Source organism: Pseudomonas sp. RC10 (assembly GCF_038397775.1).
GTDB classification, from domain to species: Bacteria; Pseudomonadota; Gammaproteobacteria; order Pseudomonadales; family Pseudomonadaceae; genus Aquipseudomonas; species Aquipseudomonas bambusae.
This window is the reverse complement of record NZ_CP151650.1, coordinates 3,852,888-3,870,636: the sequence shown is the minus strand read 5'-3', so window position 1 is coordinate 3,870,636 and position 17,749 is coordinate 3,852,888. Positions and strand designations below refer to the sequence as shown.

Genomic DNA, 17,749 nt, shown 5'->3' with positions numbered 1-17,749 from the left:
GTCTGTTTTCCCCATCAACCCTGTAGGAGACGTCAGAGATGACAGCGTCATCCTCGGGGTTTTTACCGCCCACGAAAAAGCCCTGTCACGTGGACAGGGCTTTTGATCACGCCAGGCGATTTAGAACACGACGCCCTGACTGCGCAGGTAATCGTCGTACGTGCCGCTGAAGTCGGTCACGCCGTTCGGGCTCAGCTCGATGATGCGCGTGGCCAGGGAGGACACGAACTCGCGGTCGTGGCTGACGAACACCAACGTGCCCGGATAGTTCTCCAGCGCCAGGTTGAGCGCTTCGATGGATTCCATGTCCAGGTGGTTGGTCGGTTCGTCCATCACCAGCACGTTCGGCTTTTGCAAAATCAGCTTGCCGAACAGCATGCGCCCTTGTTCACCACCGGAGATGACCTTGACCGACTTGAGGATCTCGTCGTTGGAGAACAGCATCCGGCCCAGGGTGCCACGGATGATCTGCTCGCCCGACGTCCACTGACCCATCCAGTCGAACAGGCTGATATCGTCTTCGAAGTCATGGGCGTGATCCTGCGCGTAGTAGCCCAGCTCGGCGCTTTCGGTCCACTTCACCGAACCGGCGTCCGGGGTCAGCTCGCCCATCAGCGTGCGCAGCAGGGTGGTCTTGCCGATACCGTTCGGGCCGATGATCGCGACGCGCTCGCCGGCTTCGACGGTGAAGCTGAAGTTCTTGAACAGCGTTTTGCCGTCGAAGCCCTTGGACATGTGCTCGATGGTCACAGCCTGACGGTGCAGCTTCTTGGTCTGCTCGAAACGGATGAACGGGCTGACACGGCTCGACGGCTTGACCTCGGCCAACTGGATCTTGTCGATCTGCTTGGCGCGGGAGGTGGCCTGCTTGGCTTTCGAGGCGTTGGCAGAGAAGCGGCTGACGAACGTTTGCAGTTCGGCGATCTGGGCTTTCTTCTTGGCGTTGTCCGACAGCAACTGCTCGCGGGACTGGGTCGCCGCGGTCATGTACTCGTCGTAGTTGCCCGGGAACAGACGCAGCTCACCGTAATCCAGGTCAGCCATGTGGGTGCACACGCTGTTCAGGAAGTGACGGTCGTGGGAAATGATGATCATGGTGCTGTTACGCGCCGTCAGAATCGTTTCCAGCCAGCGGATCGTGTTGATGTCCAGGTGGTTGGTCGGTTCGTCGAGCAGCAGCACTTCCGGATCAGAGAACAGCGCCTGCGCCAGCAACACCCGCAGCTTCCAACCCGGCGCGACTTCGGTCATCGGGCCGAAGTGCTGCTCCAGTGGAATGCCCAGACCCAGCAACAGCTCACCGGCACGGGACTCGGCGGTGTAGCCATCCATCTCGGCGAACTCGGTTTCCAGCTCGGCCACGGCCATGCCGTCGTCTTCGCTCATTTCCGGCAGCGAATAAATACGGTCGCGCTCGGCCTTGACCTTCCACAGCTCCTCGTGACCCATGATCACGGTGTCGATGACCGTGAATTCCTCATAGGCGAACTGATCCTGACGCAATTTACCCAAGCGCACGTTCGGCTCAAGCATTACCTGACCGCCCGATGGCTCCAGATCGCCACCGAGGATCTTCATGAACGTGGATTTGCCACAGCCGTTGGCGCCGATGAGGCCATAGCGATTGCCGTTGTTGAATTTGACCGAAACGTTCTCGAACAGCGGCTTGGCGCCGAACTGCATCGTGATGTTAGCTGTGGAAATCAAAGCGTTTACCTATCAAGGAGTTACAGGTTACTGGTTTGGGTCTTGGACCAGAGTTCGACCCATGCCGGTCGCTCCCGTCACGCGCTGATCACGGAGGGAGTCGACTCAACACGCATACGTAAACAGCAACGTCTGCCCGGGTGGGCAGAGCTGCTGGGGAATTGAACGCGGGATTCAGACCGGAATTGGCGCGCATTGTCGCATAAGTCGGACGACAGTTGTATGGCGGTCTGCCCCGAAGCTGCGGCGTGTTGGCGCAGTTTTCCGGGAGAGCCTGGACCATTCGTCCATTCCTTCTGGCGATATCCCTGTCATTTTCTACCCTTGCCCCCTCAATCACATCGATCGAGGGGAAGCCGGGATGACTTCATCAGTCCAACGAACCGATTGGTACGGTACTGCCAAGAGTGATTCGATCACGGGCGGCAGCGGTAACAACCTGCTGTTTGGCAATGCGGGCAACGACGTGTTGACGGCGGGCGAGGGTGAGGGTGTCAGCGTGCTGGTCGGCGGCGAGGGGCAGGACCGATTGGTGGCCGGCAGCCAAAGCGACACCTTTCGGTACGTCACCGAAAGCGACAGCTACGTCGACAGCACGGGTGGCCACAGTGACCTGATCGTGGGCTTCGATCCCGCGCATGACATGCTCGATCTGACGACGTTGAGGCTGGACGGCATCGGGCAGGGGTACGGCGGAAAAGTCGACGTGGTTTACAACGAGACACTCGACCGCACTTACCTGAGAAGCTACGAGCACCCGTTCATCCCCGGCCAGGACCTCAAGTATTTTCAGGTGGCGCTGCAAGGCGACTACCGCACGAGCCTGACCAACGCCAATTTCTGGAACCTGGAAGCCCGCGATCGTTTTGACGACACGTTGACCGGCACTGACGCGGGGCAGGAGACCCTGTTCGGTGATATCGGGCGCGACACCCTCAATGGTGCGGGCGGCGATGACCGCATCGACGGCGGGGAAGACGGCGACACGCTGACCGGCGGCAGCGGCGCGGACATCTTCTTTTTTGCCCACGCAGAGGACAGCTACCGCGTCGATGGCACCGATGTGCGCAACCGCGATGTCGTCACTGACTTCAACGCCGCCGACGGTGATCTGGTCGACTTGTCGCTGCTGGGGTTTAGCGGTCTGGGCGACGGCCATCACGGCACCTTGAAGCTCAGCGTCAATGCGGCAGGAAATCAGACCTCACTTCGCTCGTTGGACGTTGATGCGCAGGGGCGCAGCTTCGAAATCCTGTTCAAGGGTGACGTCCGTGAGGGCTTGAGCCACGGCAGTGTGATTTTCGCGACCAATGACACGGGCACCGTCATCGAACACAAGGTCGAGTTGGTCGGCGTAGCGCCTGTGGCTGTAGACGTCGTTTGAGGCAGGCGGCCATTTATCGAGGGGTTGGATCAGGTGTGGGCCTTGAGCGTCTGCACGACCGACGTCCTTGCTGACGGCGTCCCATGTCAGGTCGTCGGTCGAGCGGCAGCCTTCTCGGGCGAGCTGTTCGGCCCGTTCGCTGGAGGTCGCCGGGTCGATCCATTCCCGTGCATGCTCCGGTGTCAGTACGACAGGGCGTCTGTCGTGCAAGGCCATCATGCCTGGATCGCTGGCGGTGGTAAGGATCACGAAACCGTTGTGTTCATCGGCGTTCGGGCCTTTTTCGACGTCCGCCAGACCGGCAAAGAACAGCGGCGCCGAGTTTTTCAGCCGGATGAAAAAGGGCTGTTTGGTTTTCGGGTCTTGTGCATCTTTCGCCCATTCGAACCAGCCATTGGCGGGCACCAGCACGCGCCGTTTCGGCCACAGTGTATTGAAGAATGTACCCTCCAACACCGTTTCGATCCGGGCATTGAACGGATCGGGCCGTTTGCCTTTGGCCCACGACGGCGACCAGCCCCAGCGCACCTTGTCCACCCTCAGCCCGTCATGGGTGGCCCGAATGATTTCGACCCGGCTGGTCGGCGCAACGTTGTAGCGTTCGATGGGCCAGAGGTCGTAGCCATTGATCACCAACTGCGTGGGCGCCAGCTCCTTGAGGTAGTGATCCATCGACTCGTAAATCGAATATCGCCCGCACATGTGTCACCCGTCGAAATGTTGTGTCGTGAGATTGACCAAAAGCCCGGTCACGGCGTTAACTGTATATGCATACAGTTATTCAAACAAGGCACACATCATGAGTCTTACCGTACTGGGTCCGTTGAAGGCTGGCGGCGAACGCTTGCCCTATTTTTCTTCCCATGCCGCTGCGGGATTCCCGTCGCCTGCGGCCGATCACATTGAAAAACACCTGTCGCTGGACGAGCTGTTCGACATCCGTGCGCCCCACGTCTATCTGGTCAGGATCGAAGGCGACAGCATGCAGGGCGCCGGGATTTTCTGCGGCGACCTGGTGATCGTCGACCGAAGCCTTTACGCCGAACACGGTGACATCGTGGTGGCGTCGCTCAATACCGAAGCCGTGTGCAAGCGCCTGCACATGCGCGGGGCGGACGTCATGCTGAAGTCGGAAAACCCGAGTTATCCGCCTCGCCGCGTGCTGGAAAGCGATGACCTGATGATCTGGGGTGTCGTCAAGCACAGCATTCGCGCCCATGGCAAAGCCTGAGCCGGTTTTCGCGCTGATCGACTGCAACAGCTTCTACGCCAGCTGCGAGCGGGTGTTTCGCACCGATCTGGTCAAGACGCCGATTGTGGTGCTGTCGAACAACGACGGCTGTGTGATCGCGCGCAGTTATGACGCCAAGCCGTTCGTGCAGATGGCCGCGCCGTATTTCAAGATAAGGGACGAACTGCGGCGTCACGGGGTGGTGGCATTCAGCAGCAATTACGCGCTGTACGGCGACATGAGCGAGCGGGTGATGACCATCATCGAGTCGAAGGTGCCCGCCCTTGAGGTGTATAGCATCGACGAGGCGTTCGCCGACCTGACCGGCATCCCCGGCGACCTGACGGCATTTGGCCGTGAGATTCGCCAGACGATCCTCATGCACACCAGCCTGCCAGTGGGGATCGGAATCGCGCGCACTAAGACCTTGGCCAAGCTGGCGAATCATGTTGCCAAGAAGCGTGTAGGGCGTAACGAAGGTGTGTTCGACATGTGCGACCCGTCGTTGAGGGACAAGGTGCTGCGCAATAGCGATGTCGGCGAGGTCTGGGGCATCGGCAAGCGAATGAAGGCACATTTGAACGCGATGGGCATCAATACGGCCATGGATCTGGCGCGGGCCGATTACTGGATGCTGCGACAGAAGTTCAGCGTGGTGATCGAAAAGACCGCCCGGGAGCTGGCTGGAACGTCATGCCTGGCGCTGGAAGAAACCGAAGCGCCCCGGCAGGAAATCTGCTGCAGCCGCATGTTCGGTGACCGGGTCACCGACATCGAGTCGATCCAGCAGGCCGTGGCCGCTTACACCCAGCGAGCGGCGGAAAAGCTGCGTGCCCAGAACTCCTTGTGCAAGAAGATTCGGGTCAGCATCCGCACGGGCATGTTCAACCCCGAAGAGGTTCGCTACGCCAATGCCGCACTGGTGGAATTGCCCTATCCCACCAACGACGTGCGCCTGATGAGCAAGGCGGCGACCGAAGCGGTCAATCGCCTGTTTCGGCCGGGGTATCGCTACAGCAAGGCCGAGGTATTGCTGATGGACCTGCGGCAGCCGGGGGAGTTTACCGACGACCTGTTCGCCGCCTCGCAACCGGCAACCGCGACCAAGGTGATGGAAGTGCTGGATGCCATCAACGGGCGATGGGGCAGGGGCACGTTGCGCTGCGCCAGTGTTCCGCAGGACCCGGGGTGGGCCATGCGGCGGGAAATGATGAGTCAGAGCTACACGACCAAGCTCGATGAGTTGTGGAAAGTCGGGAATAAGGCTGAACTAAAAACTGACTGTTAAGTCAGGATGTTCGCCGATTCTTTCTTTACGAGGACTCATCCATGCGTACTTACACGGTTCAATATGTTTTCAACGACGAGGCCCGGACCCATCGGTTCGAGCTCAAACAGGCCCGTCTGCCGGTCCATGAAGCCGCGATGCATCTGCTTCAACTGCATTTCGGCGACGCTGAGAACAGCCTGATCATGCCCAACGGCGAGGCGTCGCCTGACGAGATTGTCGGGCAGGCTGCACGCGTAGGGTTGAGGGACATCCACGTCGTTGACGGGGCGGACTGATTCACGGCGTCACCCGCGTTTGCATTTGAAATGTAACGTCACACCCGACACAATCGCGCCCCAATCCGGCTCATGGGGGCCGGAAGTGCGGACGGAGCAGGCCGACGTTGAACGAACAGACATTGTCCGAGCGCCTTGAGCGCGTGGCGGCGCATGTGTCGACAGGCGCGCGGCTGGCTGATATCGGCTCGGACCATGCTTATCTGCCGGTGGCGCTGATGCGTCGTGGCCTGATCGAATCCGCCGTAGCGGGTGAGGTGGCGTTGACCCCGTTTCAGGCCGCGACGCGTACGGTGCGTGAAAACGATTTCAGCGAACGAATCATTGTGCGCCGAGCCGATGGCCTGCAGGCTATCGAAGCCCGCGACCGGATCAACGCTGTCAGCCTGTGCGGCATGGGCGGAGAGACGATTCGCGACATTCTGGCGAGTGGCCAGTCGCGATTGACCGGTGAAGAGCGTCTGATCCTGCAACCCAACGGCGGCGAGCAACCCTTGCGTCGATGGTTGATGGAGCACGACTACCGGATTCTCAGCGAAGAGGTGTTGCGCGAGAACCGATTCGACTACGAAATCATCGTGGCGGAACGGAGTGGCCCGGTGGCGTATCGCGAGGAAGAACTGTTCTTCGGTCCCTTGCTGATGCAGGCCCGTAGCGCCGCGTTTCTGGCTAAATGGGAGCGCCTTCTTAATCTCAAACAGCGGACATTACTCAACCTTGCCCGCGCGAGAGAGACCTTACCCGCTGGAAAGGTGCAGGAGCTTGAGCGTCAGGTGACGTGGATCACGGTGTTGCTCGCGGAGTCGTCGTAGGTCCATTCCGCCAGGAAGTGTAGGAAAAGGGAGTTGCACTGGACGGCGGTGGAATAGAAGATTTTTTTATCCGCTCGCTTGACTTCTCTTTTTCAATCAGTAAGATAGCTCGCATTCCGCGATAGCTCAGTTGGTAGAGCAAGTGACTGTTAATCACTGGGTCCCTGGTTCGAGTCCAGGTCGTGGAGCCATACGAAACACCGAAAAGGCCAGCGCATCGCTGGCCTTTTTTGTGTGTGCGGGTTTTGTGTCGCGAAAACGGAAAAGCGACGAACTGCGCGCAATATTTCAGGAAGGCGGCCGATACGGTCACAGGCAAATCAAGGAGAGAAACCCATGCCCTTCAACGATCAACGCGTCGCCAAGGCGCTTGAAATCTTTATCCATCGCAACGAGAAACTGCAGCGAGAGCTGGCGAGCCTGAGTCAGCATCCGGGCGGGCTGTATGTGGAAGAGCGCCGCCAGCAGCACGCGCAGACCGCGTATCTGAACGCAGTCGAGGACCACGGCACCAACCCTTATGACTTTGCGCTTCGATTCCTGGCCCGGTCGCCGGCGGAATTGGAGGCGATGCGAGAAGAGCGTCGGCATGAGTTGCGCCTGCAAACCCAGATGCTGAATGCCTGAAGCCGTTACCTCAGTGAACGGCGAGCGTGACAAGTATCAGCCGGCAGGACGGGGATCCTGTCGGGTCAATACCACGCCCGATCGAGACAGTTGATCCAGAAAGGCGTCGGCCTCCCACAGCAACTCCGGCAGCAGGACGCCCGTCGTCGGAAGCGGGCGCCCACTCTGACCCGACGCGGGGGAAAGCAGCAACGCGACACACAGCCCGGTCAGCGATGCCAAGCCTTCCTCGAATGATAGGGTCGAGCGGGCATGCAGCGCTTGGCCCGCTTTTTCGCCTTCCACCTCGACCACGATTTCAGCCCCGGGGCGGCCGCCGCCAAGCCGGCTCGACGAGGCGCCTGTCGCCAGGTCGAAGCGAATGTCCGGCGCGCTGGTGAGGGCGTAAAGGCTGGCGGTGTCAAAGGTCGAGAACGCTTTGGCGTCCAGTGTTCGCCCATCAATGGTCCGAAACGTCCCGTCGGTGGCCTCATTGATCAGCCAGGTGCGGCGCCCGTTGGCAAAGGCCAGTGCGGCGGGGGCGGTGTCGTGAACGCGCTCCATGTCTTCCAGTGCGGTGGGGCCTGCCAGATCCTGATCATCGATGATCGAGCCGAGTCGGATCGACTTTACGGTGTCGAAGTGCCGCGCGGCGTCTATCGCCAGAAATACGGCCGCGCCGCCCAGCCAGTGGCTGGCGAAGATGATCGGCGCCTGGCTCGGGTGGTTGGCGAAAAAAGCCAGCTCGGGGCCGATTTCCACCACACCATTGACGATTGTGAGGTACGGAACGCCCTGTTCTTGCGCGAGTTTCAGGCAATGAAGCCCGTCATCTGGCGCCAGCATCACTACCGCGCTGACACGTTGCCCGTGCGCCAAGCCAAGGCCCGATGTCGCTGAATCGACCACCACAGGTTGCGCGCCGCCCACAAGCGTCGCGACTTCGGCAGCGGTTACGGGGTTGCGGCCGCCGATCAACAGCGGGAGCTCAGGACGTCGTTCGCGCAACCAGCGAGCAGTCTGGCGGCCGACGACGCCGGAACCGCCGACGAGAAGAATGGGATCGAGTGACATGGTCATGACTCCTTCCGAAGCCTTGCGGCTCGGTCAGGGGCACGATTGCCAGCGGAGACTAGAGAATCGCATCGCTCAGGAAAGCTTTGACGATGGATTTCACCGAGGGATTGACCTTCAAAGCGTTGAGCTGCTTGACGGTGAACCACTTGCAATCGGCAATTTCGTTTTTGGGTGTCGGGGTGGCCATAAAGGTCACCGAGACCTCGAACACGTGATGCAACACGCTTCCACCTTCGAAACGGCTGACGTAGGAGAGTTCATTGAGAATGAGCCCGGTTTCTTCGCGCAACTCACGCTCGGCAGCCTGAGCCGGGGATTCATTGGCTTCGACCTTGCCACCGGGCAGCGTCCAGCGGGCGTTGGGTTTGCGCACGTACAGGATCTGATCTTCCCGTCGGCAAATGACTGTGGCGCGTTCTTTCATTGGCTGTTCCTCCACCGCACAACCGGTGAGATGCGTCTCATGGACGCTTGGTCACGTGGTTGTCATAAAAGCTTCATATACAGCTTCGAAGCACTTACGGTGCCAATGTTCCCCTGATCTGTCAGGCAAGTAGGGGCGGGTCCGTCCTGGATGCTGTTGAGCGTAGCTAAACGCCGTGGGTTTAAGGCTGCAATCCCGTTACGTTTTTATTGCCCCCGTGTTGTTTCGGATATGGGACGCGGTGCTGCGCGCTAAGTGCGCGGTTGTGGCGCGCCGTGCACAACGGTGGGGCCCGGGTACACAGCGATGTGGCGAACAGTAGCGCGTCGGACACCTCGTTTGTTCACTCCCCATAACGGCCTGTATGGCTAGCCCTTTGATATTCCGCGTTTTTCTTGCGCTGGGATTTGCTGCCCGTTCTGTGGCACACTTTCTGCTGTTCATTCCGTTGTTACATACATAGTTCCGGTATAGCGGAATAAACACCTTCTCGGCGGAGTTCATCACATGCATCGCGGACCTTCTTTTCTGAAAGCTTGTGCATTCGTTCTGGCAGCGACGGCGACACTGGCAACCACCGCGCAAGCGGCGGACAGTAAGCTCGACAGCGTGCTGCAACGTGGCCATCTGGTCGTCGGCACCGGCAGCACCAATGCCCCGTGGCACTTCCAGGGCGCAGACGGCAAATTGCAGGGGTTTGACATCGACATTGCGCGCATCGTCGCCAAGGGCCTGTTCAACGACCCGAGCAAAGTCGAGTTCGTGGTGCAGTCTTCCGATGCGCGGATTCCCAACCTCCTCACCGACAAAGTGGACATGAGCTGCCAGTTCATTACCGTCACCGCGAGCCGTGCCCAACAGGTGGCGTTTACCCTGCCGTACTACCGCGAAGGCGTGGCGCTGCTGCTGCCGGCCAACAGCAAGTACAAGGAAATCGACGACCTGAAAGCCGCTGGCGATGGCGTGACCGTTGCCGTGCTGCAGAACGTGTACGCCGAGGAACTGGTGCACCAGGCGCTGCCCAAAGCGAAGGTCGACCAATACGACAGCGTTGACCTGATGTACCAGGCCATCAACTCCGGTCGTGCCGACACCGCGGCCACCGACCAGTCCTCGGTCAAATACCTGATGGTGCAGAACCCTGGCCGGTATCGCTCGCCAGCCTTCGCCTGGAGCCCGCAGACCTACGCCTGTGCCGTCAAACGCGGCGATCAGGACTGGCTGAACTTCGTCAACACCGCGCTGCATGAAGCCATGACCGGCGTGGAATTCCCGGCCTACGCGGAATCCTTCAAGAAGTGGTTTGGCGTCGAGTTGCCGAGCCCAGCGATCGGTTTCCCGGTTGAGTACAAGTAACGCGACCCGTAATTGACGGGGCAGGGAAGGCCGTGGCGCCTTCCCGTCCCAGGTACTCTTGACCATGAATTATCAGTTGAATTTTGCGGCAGTCTGGCGGGATTTCCCCAGCCTGCTGGCGGGATTGGGTCTGGGCCTTGAGCTGGCCCTGATCTCCATCGCCATCGGCTGTGTGATTGGCCTGATGGCGGCGTTTGCGATGTTGTCGAAATACCGCGCGCTGCGGGTGGTGTCGTCGGTGTACGTCACGGTGATCCGCAACACGCCGATTCTGGTGTTGATCCTGCTGATCTACTTCGCGTTGCCAAGCCTGGGGATTCGCCTGGACAAGATCCCTTCGTTCATCGTCACCCTGTCGCTGTACGCCGGGGCGTACCTGACCGAAGTGTTTCGCGCCGGGTTGTTGAGCATTCATAAAGGCCAGCGCGAAGCGGGATTGGCGATTGGCTTGGGCGAATGGCAGGTGAGGGCGTACATCATCGTGCCGGTGATGCTGCGCAACGTGCTGCCGGCGCTGTCGAACAACTTCATTTCGCTGTTCAAGGACACCTCGCTGGCAGCCGCCATCGCTGTGCCGGAACTGACCTATTACGCGCGCAAGATCAACGTCGAGAGCTACCGGGTGATCGAAACCTGGATGGTGACCACGGCGTTGTATGTCGCGGCCTGTTACCTCATCGCCATGCTCTTGCGCTACCTCGAACAGCGCTTGGCGATTCGCCGCTAGGAGGCCGACATGTACGAACAACCGACCTGGCTGCATGAACTGTGGATCGCCCGCGAAGCCCTGTGGAACGGCTTTCTGACCAGCGTGCAGTGCGCGGGCCTTGCCATCATCTGCGGCACCGTGATTGGCGTGTTTGCCGGTCTGATCCTGACCTACGGCAAATGGTGGGCACGCTTGCCGTTTCGCGCCTACGTCGACCTGATTCGCGGCACGCCGGTCTTCGTGCTGGTGCTGGCCTGCTTTTATATGGCACCGGCCATGGGCTGGCAGATCACCGCCTTCAACGCCGGGGCACTGGGCCTGACGCTGTTCTGCGGCTCCCACGTCGCGGAAATCGTGCGCGGCGCGCTGCAGGCGATTCCTCGCGGGCAACTGGAAGCAGGCAAGGCCATTGGCCTGACGTTCAGCCAGTCCCTGAGCTACGTGCTGCTGCCTCAGGCCCTGCGCCAGATCCTGCCGACCTGGGTCAACTCGTCCACCGAAATCGTCAAGGCCTCGACGTTGCTGTCGGTGATTGGCGTGGCGGAGCTGCTGCTCAGCACGCAACAAGTGATCGCCCGCAACTTCATGACCCTTGAGTTTTACCTGTTCGCCGGATTCCTTTTCTTCGTCATCAACTACGCCATCGAGCTTCTCGGGCGGCAAATCGAAAAACGGGTGGCCTTGCCATGACACAGACTCAAACCGCGACCGCCGCCCCGGCTCTGCTGAGCATCGAAGGGCTGCACAAATCCTACGGCCCCGTTGAAGTGCTCAAGGGCGTGGACCTGAAAATGAACAAGGGCAACGTGGTGACCCTGATCGGCTCCAGCGGATCGGGCAAGACCACGCTGTTGCGCTGCGTCAACCTGCTGGAAGAGTTTCAGGGCGGGCACATTCGCCTTGAAGGCCAGGACATCGGCTACAGCGACGTGAACGGCAAGCGCGTGCGCCACCCTGAAAAAGTCATCGCCCAGCACCGTGCCATGACTGGCATGGCGTTCCAGCAATTCAACCTTTTTCCGCACCTCACGGCGTTGCAGAACGTCACCCTGGGCCTGCTGAAAGTGAAAAAGCTGCCCAAGGATCAGGCCGTTGCGCTGGCCGAGAAATGGCTGGAGCGGGTGGGCCTGCTGGAGCGTCGCAATCACTATCCGGGCCAGTTGTCCGGCGGTCAGCAACAGCGTGTGGCCATCGCCCGCGCCATCGCCATGAACCCGAGCCTGATGCTGTTCGACGAAGTGACCTCGGCGCTGGACCCTGAACTGGTCGGCGAAGTGCTCAGCGTGATCAAGGGCCTAGCCGAAGAGGGCATGACCATGCTGCTCGTGACCCACGAAATGCGCTTCGCCTATGAAGTGTCCGACCAGATCGTTTTCATGAATCAGGGCCGCATCGAGGAACAAGGCCCTCCCAAAGCCCTGTTCGAGCAGCCGAAATCGGCGCGTCTGGCAGAATTCCTCAAGAACATCCGTTTTTAAACGCTCAACCGAAGGAGAAATTTCATGAGCATTACTCGTTACGGCGCAGGCAGCACCGCAGGTGGCGGCCAGCCACGTCCTTTCGCCCGCGCTGTAGAGGCTGATGGCTGGCTGCACGTGTCCGGTCAGGTGCCCGCCGAGAATGGCGAAATCATCAATGGCGGTATCGTCGAGCAGACCCACAAGACGATGCAGAACCTGGTGGCGATTCTGGAAGAGGCCGGTTACGGCCTGGAAGATGTCGTGCGCGTCGGCGTGTGGCTGGAAGACCCACGGGATTTTTGGAGCTTCAACAAGGTGTTCGGCGAATACTTCAAACCCGAACACGCCCCGGCCCGCGCCTGCGTACAGGCCAACATGATGGTCGACTGCAAGGTCGAGATCGACTGCATTGCGTACAAGAAGAAACAGCTATAAGCGGTGAGCTTCAAGCGGCAAGCTGAGCGCGTCGTTGCGCCACTTGCAGCTCGGAGCTTGCAGCTTGAAACTGGCGCCTCTTTTTACAGGCGTGCGGTGTGCTGTGCACCCCCGCCGCTCAGCTCGGAACTGCTCTTATGACCGAAGACACCATCAAACGCCGGGCCCGTGGTCTGGACCGGGCGTTCGATATTCTCGATTTCCTCAAGGAAACGGGCACGCCCCTGCGTCCGAACGAAATTGCCAGCGGCATCGGCAGCCCGAAATCGACGGTCTACGAGTTGGTCGCGTCCCTGCTGGAGCGGCGGATTCTGGAAAACGTGGGCAAGGACGGCCACGTCTACCTGGGGCGTCAGCTGTACTTTCTCGGGCAGGCGCATTTACGGCATTTCGACTTCACCCGTGAGGCCGAAATCAGCCTGGGCGAGATCGTCGACCAGACCCGTGAAACCGCGCAGATGTGCCTGCTCAACGGCCGTAAATACACCGTCGCGCTGATGAAAGAGGGCGCCCGGCATTTCCGCATTTCATCGGACATCGGCGAAGACGCGCCCATCCCGTGGACCGCCTCGGGCCGTCTGCTGCTGGGCCACCTGAGCGATCAGGCGATCACCGACCTGATCGACCCCGAGGATTTCATCCTGCCGGACGGCACTCGCCTGCCGCTGGAGACCTTCCTCGCGGAGATCCGCAAGGCTCATGCCGAAGGCTTCTTTTCCTTCAACAGCATCGCCGACACGTTTACCCATTGCTTCGCCGCGCCGGTCAAGGACAAGCAGGGCATTTGCATTGCCACCCTGTGCATCGTCGCGCCACGGGCCGACGCGACCGCGCATTACGACGACTACCGACGCGTGCTGATCGACAGCGCAAACGGCTTGGCCCGCCGGGTCAACGACTGACGGTTCGTCTTTTCACACCAACAAGAATTCCGGAGAACAGACATGACCACTGCCACCGTAAACAAGGACGCCGTCGTCGAGAAAGGCGCCGCTAACCCAGGCGACCAACTGGTTCGCGACGTCAGCCTGCCCGCGCTGGTCATCCACGATAAAGCGCTGGAACACAACCTGCGCTGGATGCAGAGATTCGTCAGTGACAGCGGCGCCGAGCTGGCCCCCCACGGCAAGACCAGCATGGTTCCCGCGCTGTTTCAGCGTCAGCTGCAGCACGGCGCTTGGGGCATGACCCTGGCCACCGCCACCCAGACCCGCGCTGCCTACGCCCACGGCGTGCGCCGGGTGCTGATGGCCAACCAACTGGTGGGCGCGCCGAACATGGCGATCATCGCAGAGATGCTCAGCGACTCGATGTTCGACTTCCATTGCATGGTCGATCATCCGGACAACGTCAAAGCCCTCGGCGAGTTCTTCGCTGCCAGAGGCCTGCACCTCAACGTGATGATCGAATACGGCGTGGTCGGCGGCCGTTGCGGGTGCCGCAGTGAAGAAGAAGTCATGGCCCTGGCCGACGCGATTGCCGCGCAACCGGCACTCAAGCTCACTGGCATTGAAGGCTATGAGGGCGTGATTCATGGCGACAAGGCCATCGCCGGTATTCGCGCTTTTGCCGCGTCGCTGGTGCGTCTGGCCGTGACCCTGCAAGACAAAGGTGCGTTCGCGCTGGATCGCCCAATCGTCACCGCTTCGGGTTCGGCCTGGTACGACCTGATCGCCGAAGAGTTCGACAAACAGCAGGTGCGCGACCGCTTCCTCGCTGTTTTGCGCCCCGGCAGCTACGTGGTGCACGATCACGGCATTTACAAAGAAGCCCAATGCTGCGTGCTGGACCGTCGCCACGACCTGAACGAAGGCCTGCAACCGGCCATGGAAGTCTGGGCCCACGTGCAATCGATGCCGGAGGCGGGGTTTGCCGTGATTGCACTGGGCAAGCGTGACGTGGCGTTCGACGCTGGCATGCCCAACCCGATCAAACGCTACACACCGGGCGTGGTGCCCGCGCAAGGCGATGACGTCAGTGCCTGCAAGGTCACTGCCGTGATGGACCAGCACGCGTTCATGACCGTCGCGCCGGGCGTCGAGCTGAAGATCGGCGACATCATTTCCTTCGGCACCTCGCACCCTTGCCTGACCTTCGACAAGTGGCGCACGGGCTGTCTGGTGGGCGACGACTTGAGTGTCATCGAAACCTTCGAAACCTTTTTCTGACGGGAGCCTGTGATGAGCGAACTGGTCAGCCACAGTCATCCCCGCGTCGCCTTGATTGGCGAATGCATGATCGAGCTGCAACAGCACGCCGACGGTGCGCTCAAGCAGAGCTTCGGCGGCGACACCTTGAACACGGCGGTCTATCTGTCGCGCCTGTTGGGTTCGGCGGCGCAGGTGGATTACGTCACGGCACTGGGCGATGACAGCTTCAGCGACGCCATGTGCGGCATCTGGGCGGACGAAGGCATCGGCTTGAGCCGGGTCCAGCGTCTGCCGGGCCGCTTGCCGGGGTTGTATTGCATTCAGACCGACGCTAACGGCGAGCGGCGTTTCCTGTACTGGCGCAACGAAGCGGCGGTGCGCGAATGCTTCACCACGCCATCGGCCGACCCGATTCTGGAAGCGCTGCCGGAATACGACGTGCTGTATTTCAGTGGCATCACCCTGGCGGTGCTGGGGGAAGTGGGCAGGGCGCGGCTGCTGTCGAGCCTCGGCGATGCCCGTGATCGCGGCGCGCGGGTGGTGTTCGACAACAACTACCGCCCACGGCTGTGGCGCAGCGTCGATCAGGCGCGACAGGCGTATCGGGCCGTGATGCATGAAGTGGACGTTGCCTTGCTCACTGAGGACGACGAACAGGCACTGTTCGGTTACACCGACAGTGAGCAGATCATGGACGCCTATCGCGGACTGGGCGTGGCCGAAGTGGTGATCAAGCGGGGTGCGCAAAGCTGCCTGGTGCGCGCGGGCGAGCGGCGTTATGAGGTTCCGGCGCATGCGGTGCGGAAGGTCGTGGACACCACGGCGGCGGGGGATTCATTCAGCGCAGCGTACCTGGCGAAACGCCTGCGTGGCGGCAGCCCGGAAGAGGCAGCGGACGCCGGGCATCGCTTGGCGGGGCTGGTGATTCAGCATCCAGGTGCGGTGATTCCACGGAGCGTGATGCCGGTCTGAATCACCTACACGATCCCCTGTAGGAGTGAGCTTGCTCGCGATAGCGTTTACCCGACACATCTGCGGCATCTGCCATGGCGCAATCGCGAGCAAGCTCACTCCTACAGACTCATGGCGTGAACGTCACCTCAATCCCGATAAAACACCTGCACCAGGTGATAGCCGAACTTGCTCTTCACCGGCCCATGCACCGTGCGCAGGGGCTTTTTGAAGATGACCTGGTCGATGGCGCCGACCATTTGCCCTGGCCGGACTTCGCCCAGGTCGCCGCCGCGCTTGCCTGACGGGCAGGTGGAATATTTCTTCGCCAGCACGTCGAAGGCTTCACCCTTGGCGATGCGCTGCTTCAACTGTTCGGCCTCTTCGGCCGTCTTGACCAGAATATGGCGAGCTTGAGCCTTCATGCGGAATGAACCCCTCGATAAAAAAGCCGCGCATTATGCCTTTGTCACAGAATTTCAGGTAATTTCCTTCTCTTTGGTCGGACGAGCGTTGCGCGGGCTTCAAGCGAACGTTGGTACGGGTCGATGGTCGCACTTAATGTCGACCTGCAGTCTTCTTAAACCTTTATGTGCGGTGTGATTTATGGATTTTCCGGCGTTGTTGAAGGTTTTGGCCACCCAGGATGGATCGGATCTCTACCTGTCTACCGGTGCGCCGCCCTGCGCGAAATTCAATGGCGTCCTCAAGCCATTGGGCACTGAGGCGTTCAAACCCGGCGACGTCGCGCTGATTGCCGACGGGATCATGGACGCCGAGCAGCGGGCGGACTTCGAGCGTGAGCTGGAGATGAACCTGGCGTTCTCCTTGTCGGGCGTCGGACGGTTCCGGATCAACATCTTCAAACAGCGCAACGAAGTGTCCATCGTGGCGCGGAACATCAAGCTCGACATCCCGAAATTCGAAGACCTGCACCTACCACCGATCCTGCTCGACGTGGTCATGGAAAAGCACGGGCTGGTGCTGTTCGTCGGGGCCACGGGCTCGGGCAAATCCACCTCGCTGGCCGCGTTGATCGACCACCGAAACCGGCACGCCAGCGGGCACATCATCACCATTGAAGACCCGGTGGAGTTCATCCACAAACACAAGCGCTCGATCATCAATCAGCGGGAAGTCGGGGTCGACACCCGCAGCTTTCACGCTGCATTGAAGAACACCCTGCGTCAGGCGCCGGACGTGATCCTGATCGGGGAAATCCGTGACCGGGAAACCATGGAGCATGCGCTGGCGTTTGCCGACACCGGGCATTTGGCGATTTCGACCCTGCACGCCAACAACGCCAACCAGGCGCTGGACCGCATCATCAACTTTTTCCCAGAAGAACGCCGCCCGCAGTTGCTGCATGACCTGGGCAACAACCTGAAGGCGTTCGTTTCCCAGCGGCTGGTCAAGACCACGGATGGCAAGCGTCGAGCGGCCGTGGAAGTGATGCTCGGCACGTCAACCATTCGCGACCTGATCCATCGCAATGAACTGACTGAGCTCAAAGGCATCATGGAAAAATCCGTGAACCTGGGGATGCAGACCTTTGATAACGCGCTGTTCGACCTGGCGGTGGAGGGGGCGATCACCGAAGAAGAGGCGCTGAAAAATGCTGATTCCGCAAACAACGTGCGTTTGCGCCTGAAGCTCCACGCCGAGGGCGATGCGAACACGATCTCGACGCCTCCGCCGCCTCCACAGCCCGCCGCGAAAGCAAACGTCAAGGATTGGGGGCTGGTGGATGAGCGGGATGAGCCAGGGAGCTAAAGCTGCCACTGTAGGAGCGTGGCTTGTCCCGCGATCTGGCGCGAAGCGGCAGTAAAGTCCGACGACTTGGTCCAGTCTGGTGCACCGCGTGCAGTGAATTCAAGAGTG

19 protein-coding genes, 1 tRNA gene and 1 pseudogene are annotated in these 17,749 nt (G+C 60.5%); 16 read left to right on the top strand and 5 right to left on the bottom strand.

All coding sequences use genetic code 11. The features are described 5' to 3' along the window. Positions 1 to 120: 120 nt before the first annotated feature. Positions 121 to 1,707 carry an ABC-F family ATPase gene (locus tag AAEO81_RS17730; RefSeq protein WP_341958260.1) on the bottom strand — a complete coding sequence of 529 codons (1,587 nt, stop codon included), beginning with the start codon at positions 1,705 to 1,707 and terminating at the stop codon, positions 121 to 123. 361 nt (positions 1,708 to 2,068) lie between these two features. On the opposite strand from AAEO81_RS17730, the gene AAEO81_RS17725 reads away from it, so the two are divergent. Further along, positions 2,069 to 3,091 (top strand): hypothetical protein, encoded by a 1,023-nt coding sequence (locus AAEO81_RS17725; RefSeq protein ID WP_341958258.1) that lies wholly within the window; start codon positions 2,069 to 2,071, stop codon positions 3,089 to 3,091. Positions 3,092 to 3,106: 15 nt separating this feature from the next. Here AAEO81_RS17725 and AAEO81_RS17720 read toward each other — a convergent pair. After that, a pseudogene (locus AAEO81_RS17720) lies at positions 3,107 to 3,793 on the bottom strand (SOS response-associated peptidase); the annotation flags it as partial. A gap of 97 nt (positions 3,794 to 3,890) precedes the next feature. Between AAEO81_RS17720 and AAEO81_RS17715 the strand changes: the two are divergent. The 6 genes from AAEO81_RS17715 to AAEO81_RS17690 all read left to right on the top strand — a co-directional run bounded on the left by AAEO81_RS17715 (position 3,891) and on the right by AAEO81_RS17690 (position 7,327). Continuing rightward, positions 3,891 to 4,322 carry a S24 family peptidase gene (locus AAEO81_RS17715; protein WP_341958256.1) on the top strand — a complete coding sequence of 144 codons (432 nt, stop codon included), beginning with the start codon at positions 3,891 to 3,893 and terminating at the stop codon, positions 4,320 to 4,322. Beyond that, a complete protein-coding gene (gene umuC, locus AAEO81_RS17710) occupies positions 4,309 to 5,610 on the top strand; it encodes a translesion error-prone DNA polymerase V subunit UmuC (protein ID WP_341958255.1) in 1,302 nt (433 codons plus the stop codon). Before AAEO81_RS17715 ends, umuC begins: the two co-directional genes overlap by 14 nt. A gap of 41 nt (positions 5,611 to 5,651) precedes the next feature. Beyond that, positions 5,652 to 5,888, top strand: coding sequence for a hypothetical protein (locus AAEO81_RS17705; RefSeq protein ID WP_341958252.1), 237 nt, complete (start codon positions 5,652 to 5,654; stop codon positions 5,886 to 5,888). 107 nt (positions 5,889 to 5,995) lie between these two features. Further along, a complete protein-coding gene (locus AAEO81_RS17700) occupies positions 5,996 to 6,700 on the top strand; it encodes a tRNA (adenine(22)-N(1))-methyltransferase TrmK (protein WP_341958250.1) in 705 nt (234 codons plus the stop codon). Positions 6,701 to 6,815: 115 nt separating this feature from the next. After that, positions 6,816 to 6,891 (top strand) — tRNA-Asn (locus AAEO81_RS17695). Positions 6,892 to 7,036: 145 nt separating this feature from the next. Beyond that, entirely contained in the window at positions 7,037 to 7,327 is a 291-nt protein-coding gene (locus tag AAEO81_RS17690; protein WP_341958248.1) for a DUF6388 family protein, read from the top strand. Between the two features lie 36 nt (positions 7,328 to 7,363). Here the strand turns inward: AAEO81_RS17690 and AAEO81_RS17685 are convergent, their stop codons facing one another. Both AAEO81_RS17685 and AAEO81_RS17680 read right to left on the bottom strand, forming a co-directional pair. Next, positions 7,364 to 8,380 (bottom strand): hypothetical protein, encoded by a 1,017-nt coding sequence (locus tag AAEO81_RS17685; RefSeq protein ID WP_341958246.1) that lies wholly within the window; start codon positions 8,378 to 8,380, stop codon positions 7,364 to 7,366. Between the two features lie 58 nt (positions 8,381 to 8,438). Then, the gene (locus AAEO81_RS17680; RefSeq protein WP_341958244.1) at positions 8,439 to 8,807 is read right to left on the bottom strand and encodes an NUDIX hydrolase; all 369 of its coding nucleotides are present in this window, start codon (positions 8,805 to 8,807) and stop codon (positions 8,439 to 8,441) included. 507 nt (positions 8,808 to 9,314) lie between these two features. On the opposite strand from AAEO81_RS17680, the gene AAEO81_RS17675 reads away from it, so the two are divergent. The 8 genes from AAEO81_RS17675 (at position 9,315) to AAEO81_RS17640 (ending at position 15,889) form a co-directional block, all read left to right on the top strand. Beyond that, positions 9,315 to 10,163, top strand: coding sequence for a transporter substrate-binding domain-containing protein (locus tag AAEO81_RS17675; protein ID WP_341958242.1), 849 nt, complete (start codon positions 9,315 to 9,317; stop codon positions 10,161 to 10,163). A gap of 64 nt (positions 10,164 to 10,227) precedes the next feature. Next, positions 10,228 to 10,890, top strand: a complete 663-nt coding sequence (locus tag AAEO81_RS17670; RefSeq protein ID WP_166598656.1) for an amino acid ABC transporter permease — start codon at positions 10,228 to 10,230, stop codon at positions 10,888 to 10,890. Between the two features lie 9 nt (positions 10,891 to 10,899). After that, on the top strand, positions 10,900 to 11,562 hold the full coding sequence (locus AAEO81_RS17665; protein WP_341958239.1) for an amino acid ABC transporter permease: 663 nt from the start codon (positions 10,900 to 10,902) through the stop codon (positions 11,560 to 11,562). Continuing rightward, entirely contained in the window at positions 11,559 to 12,350 is a 792-nt protein-coding gene (locus AAEO81_RS17660) for an amino acid ABC transporter ATP-binding protein (RefSeq protein WP_341958237.1), read from the top strand. The genes AAEO81_RS17665 and AAEO81_RS17660 overlap by 4 nt, the downstream gene beginning before the upstream one ends. Before the next feature lie 24 nt (positions 12,351 to 12,374). Beyond that, positions 12,375 to 12,767 (top strand): RidA family protein, encoded by a 393-nt coding sequence (locus AAEO81_RS17655; protein ID WP_166598659.1) that lies wholly within the window; start codon positions 12,375 to 12,377, stop codon positions 12,765 to 12,767. A 137-nt stretch (positions 12,768 to 12,904) separates the two neighbouring features. After that, complete coding sequence (locus tag AAEO81_RS17650) at positions 12,905 to 13,669, top strand: IclR family transcriptional regulator (RefSeq protein ID WP_341958234.1); 765 nt, start codon at positions 12,905 to 12,907, stop codon at positions 13,667 to 13,669. A 42-nt stretch (positions 13,670 to 13,711) separates the two neighbouring features. Continuing rightward, the gene (locus AAEO81_RS17645; protein WP_341958232.1) at positions 13,712 to 14,935 is read left to right on the top strand and encodes an amino acid deaminase; all 1,224 of its coding nucleotides are present in this window, start codon (positions 13,712 to 13,714) and stop codon (positions 14,933 to 14,935) included. A 12-nt stretch (positions 14,936 to 14,947) separates the two neighbouring features. Further along, positions 14,948 to 15,889: a sugar kinase gene (locus tag AAEO81_RS17640; protein WP_166598662.1), complete on the top strand. Its 942-nt coding sequence runs from the start codon at positions 14,948 to 14,950 to the stop codon at positions 15,887 to 15,889. 128 nt (positions 15,890 to 16,017) lie between these two features. Here the strand turns inward: AAEO81_RS17640 and AAEO81_RS17635 are convergent, their stop codons facing one another. Continuing rightward, positions 16,018 to 16,293 (bottom strand): peptidylprolyl isomerase, encoded by a 276-nt coding sequence (locus AAEO81_RS17635; RefSeq protein WP_037009819.1) that lies wholly within the window; start codon positions 16,291 to 16,293, stop codon positions 16,018 to 16,020. 181 nt (positions 16,294 to 16,474) lie between these two features. On the opposite strand from AAEO81_RS17635, the gene AAEO81_RS17630 reads away from it, so the two are divergent. Further along, on the top strand, positions 16,475 to 17,641 hold the full coding sequence (locus AAEO81_RS17630; RefSeq protein ID WP_341958225.1) for a PilT/PilU family type 4a pilus ATPase: 1,167 nt from the start codon (positions 16,475 to 16,477) through the stop codon (positions 17,639 to 17,641). The last annotated feature ends 108 nt before the right edge of the window (positions 17,642 to 17,749 follow it).

Bases quoted from the DNA above. Each gene is read 5' to 3' on its own strand.
- AAEO81_RS17725 (WP_341958258.1), top strand. From the start codon at position 2,069: ATGACTTCATCAGTCCAACGAACCGATTGGTACGGTACTGCCAAGAGT.
- AAEO81_RS17715 (WP_341958256.1), top strand. From the start codon at position 3,891: ATGAGTCTTACCGTACTGGGTCCGTTGAAGGCTGGCGGCGAACGCTTG.
- umuC (WP_341958255.1), top strand. From the start codon at position 4,309: ATGGCAAAGCCTGAGCCGGTTTTCGCGCTGATCGACTGCAACAGCTTC.
- AAEO81_RS17705 (WP_341958252.1), top strand. From the start codon at position 5,652: ATGCGTACTTACACGGTTCAATATGTTTTCAACGACGAGGCCCGGACC.
- AAEO81_RS17690 (WP_341958248.1), top strand. From the start codon at position 7,037: ATGCCCTTCAACGATCAACGCGTCGCCAAGGCGCTTGAAATCTTTATC.
- AAEO81_RS17685 (WP_341958246.1), bottom strand. From the start codon at position 8,380: ATGTCACTCGATCCCATTCTTCTCGTCGGCGGTTCCGGCGTCGTCGGC.
- AAEO81_RS17680 (WP_341958244.1), bottom strand. From the start codon at position 8,807: ATGAAAGAACGCGCCACAGTCATTTGCCGACGGGAAGATCAGATCCTG.
- AAEO81_RS17675 (WP_341958242.1), top strand. From the start codon at position 9,315: ATGCATCGCGGACCTTCTTTTCTGAAAGCTTGTGCATTCGTTCTGGCA.
- AAEO81_RS17670 (WP_166598656.1), top strand. From the start codon at position 10,228: ATGAATTATCAGTTGAATTTTGCGGCAGTCTGGCGGGATTTCCCCAGC.
- AAEO81_RS17665 (WP_341958239.1), top strand. From the start codon at position 10,900: ATGTACGAACAACCGACCTGGCTGCATGAACTGTGGATCGCCCGCGAA.
- AAEO81_RS17660 (WP_341958237.1), top strand. From the start codon at position 11,559: ATGACACAGACTCAAACCGCGACCGCCGCCCCGGCTCTGCTGAGCATC.
- AAEO81_RS17655 (WP_166598659.1), top strand. From the start codon at position 12,375: ATGAGCATTACTCGTTACGGCGCAGGCAGCACCGCAGGTGGCGGCCAG.
- AAEO81_RS17650 (WP_341958234.1), top strand. From the start codon at position 12,905: ATGACCGAAGACACCATCAAACGCCGGGCCCGTGGTCTGGACCGGGCG.
- AAEO81_RS17645 (WP_341958232.1), top strand. From the start codon at position 13,712: ATGACCACTGCCACCGTAAACAAGGACGCCGTCGTCGAGAAAGGCGCC.
- AAEO81_RS17640 (WP_166598662.1), top strand. From the start codon at position 14,948: ATGAGCGAACTGGTCAGCCACAGTCATCCCCGCGTCGCCTTGATTGGC.
- AAEO81_RS17635 (WP_037009819.1), bottom strand. From the start codon at position 16,293: ATGAAGGCTCAAGCTCGCCATATTCTGGTCAAGACGGCCGAAGAGGCC.
- AAEO81_RS17630 (WP_341958225.1), top strand. From the start codon at position 16,475: ATGGATTTTCCGGCGTTGTTGAAGGTTTTGGCCACCCAGGATGGATCG.